General features: G+C 57.5%; 21 protein-coding genes. 20 read left to right on the forward strand and 1 reads right to left on the reverse strand.

The window, feature by feature from the left end; translation table 11 throughout:
• The first annotated feature begins 334 nt into the window (after nt 1–334).
• The 7 genes from PT279_RS02310 to PT279_RS02340 all read left to right on the forward strand — a co-directional run bounded on the left by PT279_RS02310 (nt 335) and on the right by PT279_RS02340 (nt 5,489).
• Nucleotides 335–937, forward strand: a complete 603-nt coding sequence (locus PT279_RS02310; RefSeq protein ID WP_277165238.1) for a YigZ family protein — start codon at nt 335–337, stop codon at nt 935–937.
• Complete coding sequence (locus PT279_RS02315; RefSeq protein WP_277165044.1) at nt 909–1,136, forward strand: hypothetical protein; 228 nt, start codon at nt 909–911, stop codon at nt 1,134–1,136. The genes PT279_RS02310 and PT279_RS02315 overlap by 29 nt, the downstream gene beginning before the upstream one ends.
• A 163-nt stretch (nt 1,137–1,299) precedes the next feature.
• Entirely contained in the window at nt 1,300–2,220 is a 921-nt protein-coding gene (locus tag PT279_RS02320; RefSeq protein ID WP_277165046.1) for an AbrB family transcriptional regulator, read from the forward strand.
• A gap of 372 nt (nt 2,221–2,592) precedes the next feature.
• Complete coding sequence (rplM, locus tag PT279_RS02325) at nt 2,593–3,042, forward strand: 50S ribosomal protein L13 (RefSeq protein WP_277146276.1); 450 nt, start codon at nt 2,593–2,595, stop codon at nt 3,040–3,042.
• Between the two features lie 21 nt (nt 3,043–3,063).
• Nucleotides 3,064–3,555: a 30S ribosomal protein S9 gene (gene rpsI, locus PT279_RS02330; protein ID WP_277165048.1), complete on the forward strand. Its 492-nt coding sequence runs from the start codon at nt 3,064–3,066 to the stop codon at nt 3,553–3,555.
• A gap of 409 nt (nt 3,556–3,964) precedes the next feature.
• Nucleotides 3,965–4,969, forward strand: a complete 1,005-nt coding sequence (locus PT279_RS02335) for a zinc-dependent alcohol dehydrogenase family protein (protein WP_277165050.1) — start codon at nt 3,965–3,967, stop codon at nt 4,967–4,969.
• A 124-nt stretch (nt 4,970–5,093) separates the two neighbouring features.
• Nucleotides 5,094–5,489, forward strand: coding sequence for a VOC family protein (locus PT279_RS02340; RefSeq protein ID WP_277165052.1), 396 nt, complete (start codon nt 5,094–5,096; stop codon nt 5,487–5,489).
• Nucleotides 5,490–5,675: 186 nt separating this feature from the next.
• Here the strand turns inward: PT279_RS02340 and PT279_RS02345 are convergent, their stop codons facing one another.
• Nucleotides 5,676–6,806 (reverse strand): ROK family transcriptional regulator, encoded by a 1,131-nt coding sequence (locus PT279_RS02345; RefSeq protein ID WP_277165054.1) that lies wholly within the window; start codon nt 6,804–6,806, stop codon nt 5,676–5,678.
• Between the two features lie 359 nt (nt 6,807–7,165).
• On the opposite strand from PT279_RS02345, the gene adhE reads away from it, so the two are divergent.
• From adhE to rplN, 13 genes are all read left to right on the forward strand, one after another.
• Nucleotides 7,166–9,919: a bifunctional acetaldehyde-CoA/alcohol dehydrogenase gene (adhE, locus tag PT279_RS02350; RefSeq protein ID WP_277165056.1), complete on the forward strand. Its 2,754-nt coding sequence runs from the start codon at nt 7,166–7,168 to the stop codon at nt 9,917–9,919.
• A gap of 436 nt (nt 9,920–10,355) precedes the next feature.
• Complete coding sequence (gene rpsJ, locus PT279_RS02355) at nt 10,356–10,664, forward strand: 30S ribosomal protein S10 (protein WP_277143821.1); 309 nt, start codon at nt 10,356–10,358, stop codon at nt 10,662–10,664.
• A gap of 14 nt (nt 10,665–10,678) precedes the next feature.
• Nucleotides 10,679–11,332 (forward strand): 50S ribosomal protein L3, encoded by a 654-nt coding sequence (rplC, locus tag PT279_RS02360; protein ID WP_277165058.1) that lies wholly within the window; start codon nt 10,679–10,681, stop codon nt 11,330–11,332.
• A 6-nt stretch (nt 11,333–11,338) separates the two neighbouring features.
• Nucleotides 11,339–11,998, forward strand: a complete 660-nt coding sequence (gene rplD / locus PT279_RS02365; protein ID WP_277158814.1) for a 50S ribosomal protein L4 — start codon at nt 11,339–11,341, stop codon at nt 11,996–11,998.
• Between the two features lie 5 nt (nt 11,999–12,003).
• Entirely contained in the window at nt 12,004–12,300 is a 297-nt protein-coding gene (rplW, locus tag PT279_RS02370) for a 50S ribosomal protein L23 (RefSeq protein WP_277165060.1), read from the forward strand.
• 35 nt (nt 12,301–12,335) lie between these two features.
• A complete protein-coding gene (rplB, locus tag PT279_RS02375) occupies nt 12,336–13,166 on the forward strand; it encodes a 50S ribosomal protein L2 (protein WP_277148880.1) in 831 nt (276 codons plus the stop codon).
• Between the two features lie 14 nt (nt 13,167–13,180).
• Nucleotides 13,181–13,459: a 30S ribosomal protein S19 gene (gene rpsS / locus PT279_RS02380; RefSeq protein WP_091847714.1), complete on the forward strand. Its 279-nt coding sequence runs from the start codon at nt 13,181–13,183 to the stop codon at nt 13,457–13,459.
• Between the two features lie 15 nt (nt 13,460–13,474).
• A complete protein-coding gene (gene rplV, locus PT279_RS02385) occupies nt 13,475–13,834 on the forward strand; it encodes a 50S ribosomal protein L22 (protein WP_277143833.1) in 360 nt (119 codons plus the stop codon).
• A 2-nt stretch (nt 13,835–13,836) separates the two neighbouring features.
• Complete coding sequence (gene rpsC, locus PT279_RS02390; protein ID WP_277165062.1) at nt 13,837–14,667, forward strand: 30S ribosomal protein S3; 831 nt, start codon at nt 13,837–13,839, stop codon at nt 14,665–14,667.
• Nucleotides 14,668–14,673: 6 nt separating this feature from the next.
• Nucleotides 14,674–15,093: a 50S ribosomal protein L16 gene (gene rplP, locus PT279_RS02395; protein ID WP_277143838.1), complete on the forward strand. Its 420-nt coding sequence runs from the start codon at nt 14,674–14,676 to the stop codon at nt 15,091–15,093.
• Complete coding sequence (gene rpmC / locus PT279_RS02400; RefSeq protein ID WP_277165063.1) at nt 15,093–15,350, forward strand: 50S ribosomal protein L29; 258 nt, start codon at nt 15,093–15,095, stop codon at nt 15,348–15,350. Before rplP ends, rpmC begins: the two co-directional genes overlap by 1 nt.
• Before the next feature lie 2 nt (nt 15,351–15,352).
• The gene (gene rpsQ, locus PT279_RS02405; RefSeq protein WP_277165065.1) at nt 15,353–15,619 is read left to right on the forward strand and encodes a 30S ribosomal protein S17; all 267 of its coding nucleotides are present in this window, start codon (nt 15,353–15,355) and stop codon (nt 15,617–15,619) included.
• Between the two features lie 71 nt (nt 15,620–15,690).
• Nucleotides 15,691–16,059 (forward strand): 50S ribosomal protein L14, encoded by a 369-nt coding sequence (gene rplN / locus PT279_RS02410; RefSeq protein WP_091847708.1) that lies wholly within the window; start codon nt 15,691–15,693, stop codon nt 16,057–16,059.

A 16,059-nucleotide genomic window follows, 5' to 3' on the forward strand; every position in this document is an offset into this window, starting at 1 on the left:
TTTGTTGAGGGTTGGTATGGGGAGCTGAGGAACGCCCTTGTCCTCTGCTCCTTACTCGGTAAGTCTAGCAGACAAAAGGGGATCAGCGGGTCAAATTCCATTTTTTGATATTTTAGAATAAGAATTTTCACAATTGATTTTGTGATGTCGTATGAAATGAGGCGTACTCGAGGGAAATCGGCGGTTTGACGATGACAGTGGCGTCATGTTCGTAGGATTTTGACGTGGTGCCCACGACCAAAAGTACAGTGGAAGTATCCAAAAGTTTTTGACATAGCTGGAAGGTGCATCGGTGGGCAGGGAACGCAACGACATCATTGACGGGTTTTCCACGATTGCCGACTCCGCTAGCGCGCCTGCGGAGGATTCGTTGATCGAAAAGAAGTCCGAATTCATCGGCGACGCCTGCCATATCGACACCTTGGACGAGGCGCTCGCCTTCGTGCAATCCGTGCGCGAAAGGCATCCGAAAGCCCGTCACGTCGCGTTTGCGGCCATTTTTGGCGCGGCGCAGGGTTCGGCCAAGGAACGGATGAGTGACGACGGGGAGCCGAGCGGCACCGCGGGCAAGCCGATTCTCGATGTAATACGAATAGGTAGGCTCACCGATTGCGTCATCACCGTCACTCGCTATTTTGGCGGCATCCTCCTGGGCTCCGGCGGGCTGATCCGCGCCTATTCCACGGCGGCATCGATGGCAGTGAAGGCGGCGGACATCGAGCGGATCGTGCCAATGCAGCATTACCGTGTCGTGCTCGAATACCCGTGGTTCGACCGTTTCGAGCAGCTGCTTGTGCAGGCTGGCGGCAAGGAAGAAAGTAAGGAATTCACCGACCGCGTCACCGTCCGTTTTGCCGTCCCCTCCGCAAATGCCGAGGATTTCGAGACGCGCGTTCGTGAGGCCTTCAATGCCCAAGCAACGCTTTCCGCCGTTTGATGGCTCTGGAATGTCAGCTTTCCATCAGTTTAAAACCACTGGGCGAATTGATACGTATAAAATCAATTTGATGCTTGCAGATTCTGGGTATCGTGCAGGTGCACAGCAGAAACGCGGATTTTCCGAATTTTTGCTCCACCGTGCTATGAATACGGAAAAACGAAAAATTAATAGCGGAATTGTGCGGATTCAAAATTAAGGTGTCCAGGTTTGTCAGCAGGGAAACGAAAAACCTTACGTGTATCTATTCGCTGCTGCGTCTTTACAGCATCGACACCGGGAAATTGCGATTTTGCCGCTCAGCGCTACGTGGCCGGGCATTGCCTCGTCCATGATTCTTCGGCTCGCGTTAAGCTGGAACCATGAGCGAAACGGAACAGGATAAAACGAACCAGAATCAAGAAGCCATGCCCGTCGACGCGGCGGCGGGGGATGCTGCCAAGGCCGAAGTTTCCGATACCGCCCTTTCCGAGGGTAGGGCAAACGGCGATGGCTCATCTGTTCCCGGCGCTGCTGCGACTTCGGATGATTCCGGCAAAGCCGACCTTGGTTCCGGCAACGGCCTTGCCAATGATTCTGGTAGTGGTGCAGATCGTGGTCCTGCCAATGATGCTGGCGATAATACAGGCAATGATTCCGCCAGCGATTCCAAGGGGTCGACTGATTCCGGCAACGATGGTGAGACCGGTGATACCGACTTCGAGCCGCTGACCAATACATACGAAGAGCTGAGGCATACGGAGGATTCCGAGGAACTGAGCGCCGCTGCCCGCAAGCCTCTGCCACCGAAATCGGATCAGGCCGCTTTCTCACGTGCCACGGCACTGCTCGAAGCGGTGGCCGGCAACCAGCACACCCCGCTTCAGGACCGAATTTTTCTGGCCGAAACCATGCCGTTCCCGAATATTCTGGTCAAGCTTTCCGAAGACGGCAACGACGATGTCCGCAAAGCCGTCGCTGCCAACACCGCCGACAAGAACTGGCTGGTCGGCAGGCTCACCAAAGACAAGGTGGTTGAAGTTCGAGAAGCCGCCCTGCGCAACCCGCAAACCTCGTGGAAGATGCGTCTTGAGGGTGCGCAAAATCCGGACACCACCGCCGATACGCTCGATTTCCTGAGCAGGTTGGGCGTCGAATCCGAGCCGGACGCCCCCTCGATTCTTTCGGCGATGGTCCGTCGTGCCGTCGCGCTCAACCCAAACTGCTCGCAGGCCACTCTCACAAGGCTTGCCGAAGACGCTTCGACCGACGTCCAGCATGCCGCCGCAAACCGTCTTCGCTGATACTTGCGCCGGTAACAAGACAGTCCTGTTAGTTTTCGCATGTTTTGAGCCGATAAAGTGTTCGTTTTCTAGCAGGATTGTCTTGTTACTCGCTTAATCAGAGGTGGAGGAGTCCGGTTCAGTCCCCGTTTCGCAGCGTGCGCGCTTACCGTGGAGATTGCCGCACAGCCACCGTCGTTTCGCCACGTTGCGATTAGTCAGGGGCTTAGGTACAATGGTGAGTTGTTGTGTTTCCCTAGAGGGGTCCTTCAAAGCGCTTTCCCACTCGCACTAGGACTTTCAGGGAGCCCACGGATAAAGCGGTCGGAGAGGCATCATCGTAAGGTTTTGCCGATTTGGCCGGGAACACAATATAAAGAAAAAGGTACACTCGTGAAAACTTTCACACCGAAGCCAGCTGATCTGACTCACGACTGGTACATCATTGACGCCACCGACGTGGTGCTGGGCAAGCTTGCAACCAGGGCAGCGCTTTTGCTGCGCGGCAAGAACAAGCCGACCTTCGCTCCCAACGCCGATCTGGGCGATCACGTGATCATCATCAACGCCGAAAAGATTGCGTTGACTGGCAAGAAGATGGACAAGGTGCTCTATGCACACTCCGGTCGTCCCGGCGGCCTTCGCGCCGACAGCTACGCCGATCTGCTCAAGCACAACCCTGAGCGCATCATTCGCGAAGCGGTCAAGGGCATGATGCCGAAGAACCGTCTGTCCAAGGTCGAGCTCGATCGTCTCCACGTCTTCGCTGGTCCCGATCACCCGCACACCCCGCAGAAGCCCCAGCCGATTGAGATCGCTGCGGTTTCGCAGCAGGCCAAGTGAACCGAGAGGAGATAACGAATCATGGCTGAAAATACCAATAACTCCGCGGTTCAAGAGACCGAAGAGGAACTTACATCATTCACCACTGAAACCAACGCCGGTGCTGGCACCGGTGCTTCCACGATCGCCCCGGGCTATGGCACGGGTCGCCGCAAGGAAGCCATCGCCCGCGTGCGCTTGGTTCCCGGTTCCGGCAAGTGGACCATCAACGGCCGCACCCTAGAGGAGTTCTTCCCCTCCCGTCTGCAGCAGCGTGAGGTCAACTCTCCGATCGTTCTGTTGAAGCTTGAGAACAAATTCGATATCGTCGTCCTCGTTGAGGGTGGCGGCACCACCGGTCAGGCCGGCGCCATCCGCCTCGGCGTGGCCCGTGCGCTGAATGCCATCGATCGTGACGCCAACCGCGCCGCGCTCAAGAAGGCCGGCTTCCTCACCCGTGACGCCCGCGTCGTGGAGCGCAAGAAGGCAGGTCTGCACAAGGCACGTCGTGCACCTCAGTTCTCGAAGCGTTGATTTTCGCTTTCAAAGCTGTTACGAATCCCTCCCAGCCATTCGGTTGCGGAGGGATTTTTCATATCCATTTGGCCCCATACACACCGATCTTGGGGCGATGCGATGAAAATCAGGGTTTCGGCCCGATTTTCTTGATTTCGTACGCATGTTCAATTGGACAAGCGATGAAAGTCAGGATTCGGCATCGATTTTCCTGATTATCCTCGCAGATTCTGCGAATGCGCCGGTGGAAAAGGTAAAAGAGAAAAGAATCCGAAACTTCTAGAAAGTCGATTTGCATAAGTTCTTTATAGGGGTTATAGTGAGCTTGTTGCAGGCCAAAGCCGATGTCGACTTTCGTTGAGAATCAGCGCAGAACTCAGGGGCAAGCGGCCGCAAATCCAGTTATAGAACTTGGAAAGGAACAGCGATGAAGGCTCTTGTATTAACCGGTGTCAAACAATTCGAGATCGAAGACCGGCCGACTCCCGCTCTTAAGGCAGGCGAGGTGCTGATCAATGCAGCGTACGCGGGCGTATGCGGCACCGACCACGATCTTTACGCCGGCCGTCCGGGCTCCGCTTCCGCCGTGCCGCCGATCGTGCTGGGACACGAGAATTCCGGCGTGGTCGAGGCCATCGGCGAAGGCGTCACCAACGTCAAGCCCGGTGACCGCGTGGCCGTCGATCCGAATATTTATTGCGGCCAGTGCGAATACTGCCTGACCCAGCGCCCGGAACTCTGCGATTCCCTGAGTGCCGTCGGTGTGACGCGTGACGGTGGCCTGGAGGAGCAGTTCACCGCTCCCGCAACCGTGGTCTACAAGCTGCCCGACAGCGTCAGTCTCAAGGATGCCGCCACCATCGAGCCGATTTCCTGCGCGGTGCACGGCGTGGATCTGCTCGACATCCATCCCTATCAGAAGGCGTTGGTGATCGGTGACGGTTTCATGGGCCAGCTTTTCGTGCAGATATTGCAGGCCTACGGCGTTCATCAGGTCGATTTCGCCGGTCTGTTCGACGAAAAGCTCGAGCTCAACCAGCGTCTGTTTAATGTCAAGAACATCTACAACACCACAAAGGTCGCGATTCCCGAAAACGAATATGACATCGTCATCGAGGCCGTCGGCCTTCCTCAGACGCAGCATAGCGCGGTTCTGGCCACCAAGAAGGGTGCCCAGGTTCTGATGTTCGGCGTGGGCCCGCAGGAAGCGAGCTTCGAGATGAATACGTATGACATCTATAAGAAGCAGCTGCGGATCCAAGGTTCCTTCATCAACCCGCTGACCTTTAAGGATGCCATCAGCCTGTTGGAAAGCGGTAAGGTGGACGTTGATCCGCTGATCAGCCACGAGTTCAAGCTTGAGGATGTGCAGGACTTCCTTGACGGCAAGATTGAAGGCGTTTCCAAGGCCGTCGTCAAGGTCGGCAAGTAGATTTCGTCATAATAGCGCTCGGCAAACTTACCATCCGGTATGTTTCCGATCCGTCAAACCGACAGCTCAAGGCACCCAAGACTTGGGTAGGCTTACAGTCAGTAAATTTTAAAAAGGAGTACAGATGAAACCAATGTCCGATTTCACCACGGATTTCCAGCATTCCGGCATGCCCGCCAAGGACCTGGACGAGACCATCGAGTTCTACACCAAGAAGCTTGGCTTCGAGCTCGCCGGCCTCTTCCCGAACGGCAAGAACCGTTGTGCGTTCCTGCGTTACGGCCATTTGACCATTGAGACCTGGGAAGGCGATCCGGTGGCGATGAAGGACGGTGCCATCAACCATTGGGCGCTGGATACCCCCGATATCGAGGCCGCGTTCGAGAACGCAAAGGCGCTCGGGCTTGAGCTGAAAGACAAGGAGATCCAGTCCATCCCAACCTTCTGGGAAAACGGCATCCGTTACTTCAACATCTACGGCCCGAACCGCGAGACCATCGAGTTCTGCCAGATCGTCTGAGATCGGTTGATGGACGCGTCCGTTTGAATGGACTGCAGACATGTGCGACGATAAGCATGATTTTGCGTGCTTATCGTCGCGTTTCTATATCGGCTGCGACCAAAAAGCACGCGAATGGGCCTTTAAACGTGCTTTTGGTCGCAGTTAGGCTTTTGTGGCTGGTCGCAGGTGCGCAGTCGCAGTCGTTTACTTGCAGATTCCGCTGACGAATGGTTCGATGTAGTGCAATGCCGCCCCCACGATTTCCTGGCCCTGGCCGCAGATGCTTTTGCGAATCTGGTACGTATCGGATCGGAAGGTATTGAGACCGTCGCATTTGGCCTTGAGCTTGGCGAAATCCTCAGCCGTGAGATATTGCGTCACCGGGCCGCCGATAATGATGTCACAGGCGAGGACGTTGCGTATGTTGTTGATGGTCTGCGCCAAATAGTCGAGCCACGAATCGAAACGTCGGCAGGCTTTTTCGTCTCCGGCACGGACGTTTTTGAAGAACTCCTCCAAATTCTGCCCCTCGTTTCCAATCAGAAAATCCGTGGAACAGTAAGGGTCCATGCAGCCTTTGTTGCCGCAGTAGCAGGACAGTCCGCCGGGCACCAGCGTCATGTGTTCGATGGTGCCGTTGCGCCGGTTTGGTCCAAGGCTGATCGCGCCGTCGGCGATGATGGCACCGCCGGGGCGTCGCCCCAGATACAGGCATATCGCGTCGTGAATGCTCTTGTCGAACCACAGCTCGGCCGATGCCGATGCCATGGAATCGTGGATCAGCGCGCATTTGAGGCCCGTCGCCGCTTCAAGTGCTTGGACTTTCAGGCCGGTATCGTTCATGATATTGCCATAGATGACTTCGCTGCCATCTTCGGAGATGAGACCTTTGATGGCGAATGCCGCGCCCAGGACGTGTGATCCTTTGCTTTCAAGGCCGGCGGCAAACCGTGATATTTTTTGGCCGATGTCCGCGATGAATTTCGGATCGGAGCAAAAGGTGACGTCGTAGTGTTCTGAGGCGATGACATCGCCCTTAAGATCCACCGCGCAAAGCGTCACCTGATTGCTCGCCGTCCCCACACCGATGGCGCAACGTGTCTGCGGCTGAAAAACGTAAGTGCGGGCCCGGCGTCCGCCCGTCGAATCGAGCGTCTCACCCTTGGCGACCAGCCCGCTTTGCTCGAGGGCGCGAAGATTCCGGCTGATGGTGGGCAGGCTGAGCCCCAGTGTTTGCTGGAGGTCCTGTTTGGTCACGTCGCTATGCATATAGATATGCGCCGTGACCGCGTGCAGGTTCTGCGTTTTGATTGAAGCTGTGGTTGCTTTGGGCATGGCCACCTCCTCTATGTATCATACATTTGGCAAGGAAATTGACAAAAGTGGGTATGAGGATGAGGCGGGACTTGTCGGCGCCTGACATTTTCCGTTTGATTCGTTAGCGCTAACGAAAATTCTTTTTTGATTGCATTCGATGTGAGGTTTTGTTCGGTTGAACATTCTTGACGTGTTTTGCGCACAAAAATGAGCAGGATTATTCGGTTTCATACTCCAAAAACGAACATGAAATGTCAGGTAAAGCCTCAAGCTAAAACAAAAAGACAAACGTAGCGCTGTCCCGTTATATTGTGACATGACTCACATTGCAGCAGCGATGTGTGATGCAAACATGACTGTGAACAGAAAGGGGAGTCATGACTGCACAACCTAAGAATGCCGCGACTTCACCCGCTACAAAAGCTTCAACGAAAACCGCAACCAACGAAAAGCCGGACGTCAAGGATGAGGTGGACCAGCTGGTCGCCCGCGGCGTCGAGGCGCTGAGCCAATTCGAGAAATTGAATCAGGAGCAGGTCGACCGCATCGTCGCCAAGGCCTCGATCGCGGCCCTCAACAAGCACCTGGTGCTGGCAGACATGGCCGTTCGCGAGACCGGTCGTGGTCTGGTTGAGGACAAAGCAACCAAGAACATTTTCGCTTGCGAGCATGTCACCCATTATCTGGCCGGTCAGAAGACGGTCGGCATCATTCGTGAGGACGACGTGATGGGCATTGACGAGGTGGCGGAACCGGTCGGCGTGGTCGCGGGTGTCACCCCGGTCACCAACCCGACCTCCACCACGATTTTCAAGTCCCTGATTGCCTTGAAGACCCGCTGCCCGATTATCTTCGGCTTCCACCCGTTCGCCCAGAAGTGTTCAGTTGAGGCCGCACGCATCGTGCGTGACGCAGCGGTCGCCGCGGGCGCGCCGAAAGACTGCATCCAGTGGATCGAACATCCTTCGGTCGAGGCTACGGGCGCACTGATGACTCATCCTGGTATCGCCACGATCCTTGCCACCGGTGGTCCCGGTATGGTCAAGGCCGCGTATTCTTCCGGCAAACCCGCTCTCGGTGTGGGTGCCGGCAACGCTCCCGCATACGTCGACAAGAATGTCGACATCAAGCGCGTGGCCAACGATCTGGTGCTTTCCAAGCACTTCGATTACGGCATGATCTGCGCCACCGAGCAGGGCATCATCGCACATACCGACATCTACGAGCCTCTCGCCGACGAACTGAAGCGCCGCAAGGCCTACTTCGTCAACGCTGATGAGAAGGCCAAGCTCGAGCAGTACATGTTCGGCTGCACCGCCTATTCCGGCGGCAAGCCGAAACTCAACTCCATCGTCCCCGGCAAGTCGCCGCAATACATCGCACGCGAGGCCGGCTTCACCGTCCCCGACGATACAACGATTCTTGTGGCCGAATGCAAGGAAGTAGGGGAGCAGGAGCCGTTGACGCTCGAAAAGCTTTGCCCGGTCCACGCCATGTTGCGTTTCGAAACCGAGGAACAGGGCTTCGCGATGTGCGAGGGCATGCTCAAATTCGGGGCCGGCCACACCGCCGTCATCCATTCCGACGACGAGGACCTTGTCAAGCGCTACGGCTTGCGCATGCACGCCTGCCGCATCATCTGGAACCAGCCTTCGGCGCTGGGCGGCATCGGCGACATCTACAACGCCATAGCCCCGTCCCTGACGCTCGGCTGCGGCTCCTACGGCGGCAACTCCGTCTCTGGCAACGTCCAGGCCGTCAATCTCTTGAACATCAAGCGCATTGCGCGGAGGAACAACAACATGCAATGGTTCAAAGTCCCGCCGAAGACCTATTTCGAGCCCAACGCCATTCGTTACTTGCGCGATATGTACAATATCCGCCGCGTGGTCATCGTCTGCGACAAGGTCATGGAGCAGCTTGGCATCGTCGACAAGGTCATTGACCAGCTGCGCAGCCGCCCGGAGCCGGTCACGTTCCGCACCATCGATTACATCGAGCCGGAACCGTCCGTCGAAACCGTTGAGCGCGGCGCGGCCATGATGCGCGACGAGTTCCGCCCCGACACGATTATCGCGGTGGGCGGCGGCTCGCCGATGGATGCCGCGAAGATCATGTGGCTCTTGTACGAACACCCGGAGATCTCCTTCGACGACGTGCGCGAGAAGTTCTTCGACATCCGCAAGCGCGCCTTCCGCATCCCGCCGCTGGGAAGCAAGGCCAAGCTGGTCTGCATCCCAACGTCCTCCGGCACCGGTTCCGAGGTCACGCCCTTCGCGGTGATTACCGATCACAAGACCGGCTACAAGTACCCGATCACCGACTACGCGCTGACACCGTCGGTCGCCATCGTCGATCCGGTGCTCGCCCGTACCCAGCCGCCGACGCTTGCTAGCAACACCGGTTTCGACGCACTGACGCACTGCATGGAATCCTACGTCTCTGTCTACGCCAACGATTTCACCGACGGCATGGCTCTGCACGCCGCCAAGCTAATCTGGGACAATCTCGAGACCTCGGTGTGCGCCGAGCCGGGCGAGGTCAAGAAAGAAGCGCAGGAGAAGATGCACAACGCCGGTACGATGGCCGGCATGGCATTCGGCTCCGCCTTCCTGGGGATGTGCCACGGCATGGCCCACACCATCGGTGCCCTGTGCGATGTGGCCCATGGTCATACCAACGCAATCCTCTTGCCTTATGTCATCCGCTACAACGGCTCGATTCCTCAGGAGCCGACAAGCTGGCCGAAATACAGCAAGTACGTCGCGCCACAGCGTTATCAGGAATTTGCCCGCGTGCTGGGCGTCGACCCCGGCAAAAGCCCGGAAGAAGGCGTCGAGAACCTTGCGCTTGCCGTGGAGGATTACCGCGACAACAAGCTCGGTATGGATTCCAGCTTCCAGCAGTGCGGCGTCGACGAGACCTATTTCTGGAGCATCTTGGACCAGATCGGCATGCGTGCCTACGAGGACCAGTGTACCCCTGCGAACCCGCGTATCCCTCAGATCGAGGATATGAAGGACATCGCCATCGCCGCCTACTACGGTGTCTCCCAGGCCGAAGGCCATGCCCGCCGGCTCGAGCGTGAAGGCGGAACCGCCGTCGCCGAAGTGGAGATAGTCGAACGCTGAGAGCGAAAAACTCAACATTGATGATGTCTGCCGTCTGCATGACGGTAGGCATCATTTAGTATTTTCAGCAATATTCGTATGATTAATCATCCGGAATTTGCATATTTTTAAGGCACGTTTTTTAAAAAATCGAAATGGTTTTCATGCGGTGGGGACTACGCGGAAGTAGTATGAAAAAACACGCAAACGCAAGGAATGCCAACGACACGCCCGAATTTTTCTAGTAGCCCCCGAATGCTTTAATAGAACAGTTGCCTGTTTTGGGCTCGCAAATTGTAATAAAAAGAGCGAGTGCAGTCCGGTGCCGTCCTCTCGAAGGCGCTGTAGTGCTGCACACTGATGTGGTTAAGGCCACGGGATTTCCCGGGGGCCGTACGCGCCGGTGTCCCTAAAATAGGTTGGTAATGTCAACAATCGCTAGAAAGGGCGGACGGCAATGGCGGGACAGAAAATCCGCATCAGGCTTAAGTCCTATGACCATGAGGTCATCGACCAATCGGCGAAGAAAATCGTCGAGACGGTCACGAACGCGGGTGCCACTGTGGTGGGCCCGGTTCCTCTGCCTACTGAGAAGAACGTCTTTGTGGTAATTCGTTCTCCTCATAAATACAAGGATTCTCGCGAGCAATTCGAGATGCGCACTCATAAGCGCCTCATCGACATCGTGGACCCGACCCCCAAGGCCGTGGATTCATTGATGCACATCGATTTGCCTGCGGATGTCAATATCGAGATCAAGCTGTAAAGGAGGGGAGAAGCATGTCGTTGCAGAAAGCAAATCGTTCTGCACTGCTGGGCCGCAAGCTCGGTATGTCGCAGGTTTGGGACGAGCAGGGTTTCTTCGTTCCTGTGACGCTCGTTGATGTGTCCACGAACGTGGTCACTTGCGTCAAGACCGAAGAGAGCGACGGCTACAAGGCCGTTCAGCTCGGTTACGGCCAGATTGATCCCACCAAGGTGACCAAGCCTATGGCTGGTCATTTCGCGAAGGCGGGCGTCACCCCGCGTCGTCATCTGGTCGAGGTCCGCACGGACAACGTCGACGAGTTCAAGCCCGGTCAGGAACTGACCGCCGACTTGTTCGCCGATGGTGCCGAAGTGGATGTCACCGGTACGACCAAGGGCAAGGGCTTCGCCGGAACCATCAAGCGTTGGGGCTTCAAGTCCTATCGTCGTACTCACGGCTCTCACAAGAACGAGCGTCGCCCCGGCTCAGTCGGTGCATGCGCTACGCCGAGCCGTATCTTGAAGGGCAAGCGTATGGCCGGTCGTATGGGCCATGTCACTTCCACCGTGCAGAACCTTCAGGTCGTTTCCTCCGACAAGGAGAACGGCATCATCGCCATCAAGGGCGCTCTTCCAGGGCCCAAGGGCGGCATCGTTCTGCTTCGTTCGGCTGTGAAGGGAGCCTGATAAATCATGGCAAAAGTAACACTCAATGTCACCGACGCCAAGGGCAAGTCTGCTGGCACCGTTGAGGCGCCGGTCGAGATCTTCGGCATCTCCAATGAAGAGGTCGAGGCTCACGTTCCGCTGATTCATCAGGTTGTCGTCGCTCAGCTCGCTGCTGCTCGTCAGGGCACGCACGCGGTCAAGAGCCGTGGCGATGTTTCCGGTGGCGGCAAGAAGCCGTGGAAGCAGAAGGGCACCGGTCGCGCTCGTCAGGGCTCGATTCGCGCTCCTCAGTGGGTTCATGGTGGTATCGCTCACGGCCCAGTGCCGCGCGATTACTCCCAGCGCACTCCCAAGAAGATGAAGGCCGGCGCACTGCGCTATGTGCTTTCCAACCGTGCGAACGCGGGTCGCGTCGCCGTCGTCGACTTTGGCATCAAGGACACTCCGTCCACCAAGGCCGCCGTCGCAGCGCTCACCCCGGTAAGCCAGAACGAGTTCACGACCGTCGTGCTTTCGCGCGACAACGTCAACGAGTGGCTTTCCGTTCGCAACATCCCGACGGTGCACGTGCTCTTCGCAGATCAGCTCAACACCTACGATGTGGTTACCGCTCAGTATGTCGTCTTCAGCAAGGAAGGCTTCGATGCCTTCGTCGCCGCCAAGACTGAGCCCAAGGAGGCCTGAACGATATGGTAGCTATTCACAATCCCGCCCACGATGTCATCATCAAGCCGGTAGTCTCCGAAAAGAGCTACGCCGCCGGTGACCGTGGCCAGTACACTTTCGTGGTCGCTCCTGATGCCAACAAGGTTCAGATCAAGCAGGCCGTCGAAAAAATCTTCAACGTCAAGGTGACGAACGTCAACACCCTCAACCGCGCAGGCAAGCGCCAGCGCACCCGCACCGGTTTCGGTCAGCGCGCCAATCAGAAGCGCGCGATCGTCACGGTTGCCGAGGGCCAGTCGATCGACATCTTCGGCAACTGAAGCAATAGCCGAAAAAGTCAAAGGAAGAACTAATTATGGCTATCCGCGTTTATAAGCCGACGACTCCGGGCCGCCGCAACGCGTCTGTGTCGGATTTCTCCGACCTCACGCGCTCCACGCCTGAGAAGTCGCTGGTACGCAAACTCAACAGCACCGGCGGTCGTAACTCTTACGGCCGTGTGACCTCCCGCCATCGCGGCGGCGGCCACAAGCGCCAGTACCGTCTCATCGATTTCAAGCGTTGGGACAAGGACGGCGTTCCTGCCAAGGTTGCTGAGATCGAATATGATCCGAACCGCTCCGCCCGCATCGCTCTCCTGCACTATGCAGATGGCGAGAAGCGCTACATCGTAGCTCCGAAGGGTGTCAAGCAGGGTGACGTCATCGAGACCGGCGAAAATGCCGATATCAAGCCCGGCAATAATCTGCCGCTGCGCAATATCCCTACCGGTACGATCGTTCATGCCATCGAGCTCCGTCCTCTGGGCGGAGCCAAGATCGCGCGCTCCGCTGGTGCAGGCGTTCAGCTTGTCGCCAAGGACGGCGCTTACGCCCAGCTGCGTATGCCGTCCGGAGAAATCCGCAACGTCGACGCACGCTGCCGCGCAACCGTCGGTGAGGTCGGCAACTCCGATCACGCCAACGTGCAACTCGGCAAGGCTGGTCGCGCCCGTTGGATGGGCAAGCGCCCGATTACCCGTGGTGAGTCCATGAACCCGGTCGACCACCCGCATGGTGGTACCACTCGCGGTGGTAAGCCGCCAGTGTCGCCGTGGGGCAAGGGCGAAGTTCGTACTCGCCGTCCGAAGAAGGCTTCGAACAAGATGATTGTCCGTCGTCGTCCCAATGGCAAGAACCGTAAGTAAGGAGCGTCGAATAGATGTCACGTAGCATCAAGAAGGGCCCCTTCGTCGACGCCCATTTACAGAAGAAAGTCGACGAACAGAACGAGAAGGGCACGAAGAACGTCATCAAGACGTGGTCGCGCCGTTCGATGATCACTCCGGACTTCATCGGTCACACCTTCGCTGTGCATGATGGTCGCAAGCATGTCCCGGTCTTCGTGACCGAGTCCATGGTCGGCCACAAGCTCGGTGAATTCGCACCGACGAAGACCTTCCGTGGTCACGTTCATGATGACAAAAAAGCTCGCCGCTAAAGGAAGAGAAAGATTATGGAAGCTAAAGCAATCGCACGTCACGTCCGTGTGACGCCGCGCAAGGCTCGCCGCATGGTCGACCTCATCCGAGGCAAAAAAGTGAGCGAAGCCGTCACCATTCTGAAATTCGCCCCGCAGGACGCCTCTGAGCCAGTGCTCAAGGTACTGCAGAGCGCCACCGCGAACGCACGCGTCAAGGCAGACAAGGCCGGCGAGGCGTTCCGTGAGAACGACCTGTATGTGAAAGAGACCTATGTGGACGAAGGCGTGACGCTCAAGCGTTTCCGTGCTCGTGCACAGGGCCGCGCCGGACGCATCAACAAGCGCACCAGCCACATCACCGTCGTTGTCGCCAGCAAGGAAGGAGCCCGCTAAAGATGGGTCAGAAGATCAATCCGTTAGGCTACCGCCTGGGTATCACTGAAGACCACCGTTCGAAGTGGTTCTCCGATTCCAACAAGCCTGGTGAGCGTTACAGCGACTTCGTCCTCGAGGACGACAAGATTCGCAAGGCCATGAACAAGGACCTCGAGCGTGCAGGCGTGTCCCGCATCATCATCGAGCGCACCCGTGACCGCGTGCGTGTGGATATCCACACCGCCCGCCCGGGCATTGTCATCGGCCGTCGTGGAGCAGAGGCCGAACGCGTTCGCGCCAAGCTCGAGAAGATCACGGGCAAGCAGGTTCAGCTCAACATCTTTGAAGTCAAGAACGCCGCTCTGGACGCTCAGCTTGTCGCTCAGTCCATCGCCGAGCAGCTGACCAACCGTGTCACGTTCCGTCGTGCCATGCGTAAGGCTCAGCAGGACGCGATGCGCGCTGGCGCCAAGGGTATCCGCATCAAGCTCTCCGGTCGCCTTGGAGGCGCCGAAATGAGCCGTTCCGAGTTCTATCGTGAGGGTCGCGTTCCGCTGCAGACCCTTCGCGCTCTGATTGATTACGGCTTCTTCGAAGCCCGTACGACCTACGGTCGCATCGGTGTGAAGGTCTGGATCTACAAGGGCGACATGACCGAACGTCAGTTCGATGAGCAGCAGGCCCAGCAGGACAACAATCGTGGACGCCGTGGCGGCGATCGTCGCCCGCGTCGTGGTGGTCGTCCCAATGGTGCTCGCGGTTCCAAGCCGGAAGCCAAGGCCCCTGAGGCTGCGGCTGCACCGGCAGCCGAACCCGCAGCAGCACCTGCCGCCTCGGAAGCAAAGGAGTGAGCAGATATGCTTATCCCAAAGAGGACTAAGTACCGTAAACAGCAGCGTCCGAAGCGTCGCGGCATGTCCAAGGGCGGCAACGAGATCGCGTTCGGCGATTATGGCATCCAGGCTCTGGCCCCTGCCTATATTTCCAATCGTCAGATCGAGGCTGCTCGTATCGCCATGACCCGCTACATCAAGCGTGGCGGTCGTGTGTGGATCACGATCTTCCCTGATCGCCCTTTGACCAAGCACGCGCTCGGAAGCCGAATGGGTTCCGGCAAGGGCACCCCGGAGTCCTGGATCGCCAATGTGCATCCCGGACGCGTGATGTTCGAAATCGGCGGTGTCGATGAGGCAACCGCGAAGGAAGCCCTTCGCCGCGCCATCGACAAGCTGCCGATGAAGTGCCGCATTATCGCACGTGAAGGCGGTGACATCTGATGGCAATCGGAACAGCAGACTACAGCATCAAGAATCTCAACGAGAAGACCAATGACGAGATCGAGGGCTTCCTCAAGAAGTCCAAGGAAGAGCTTTTCAACCTGCGCTTCCAGAACGCCACCGGTCAGCTTGACAACTCCGCTAGGCTCAAGGCCGTGAAGCATGACATCGCCAGGATGTACACTGTCCTGCGTGAACGTGAGCTCGGCATCAGCGAAGCGCCTGAGTCGGGCGACACGAAGACTGAGGAGAAGTAAGCATGGCTGAAAAGCAAGAGCGCAACTTCCGCAAGACTCGTAGCGGTTATGTCGTGTCCGATGCAATGGACAAGACCATCACCGTCGAGCTCGAGCAGCGTTCGACCCACCCCCTGTACGGCAAGGTCGTCCGTTCCACTCGTAAGGTCAAGGTTCATGACGAGCACAACGACGCCCACAACGGCGACTTCGTGCTCGTCATGGAAACCCGGCCTTTGAGCAAGACCAAGCGTTGGCGTCTCGACTCCATCGTCGAACGCGCCAAGTAACAAGTTCGGCAAGGCTCCGCTGCTCACCCTCACGGGTGGCAGGGGAGAACCAGCGCGGCTAAGGAGAATCAATGATTCAGCAGGAAACGCGGCTTCATGTCGCCGACAACACGGGTGCCAAGGAGATCTTGGCCATCCGAGTGCTCGGCGGATCGAAGCGACGCTATGCCGGCATCGGCGACGTCATCGTCGCCTCCGTCAAGGACGCGATCCCTGGCGGGTCGGTCAAGAAGGGCGACGTGGTCAAGGCCGTCGTCGTCCGTACGGTAAAAGAGCATCGTCGCAAAGACGGCTCATACATCAAGTTCGACGAGAACGCTGCGGTTATTCTTGGCTCCGGCCATGAGCCCAAGGGCACTCGTATCTTCGGACCGGTCGGACGTGAATTGCGCGACAAGCGCTTCATGAAGATCGTTTCCCTCGCCCCGGAGGTGATCTGA

Source organism: Bifidobacterium sp. ESL0784, assembly GCF_029433295.1.
Taxonomy (GTDB): Bacteria; Actinomycetota; Actinomycetes; order Actinomycetales; family Bifidobacteriaceae; genus Bifidobacterium.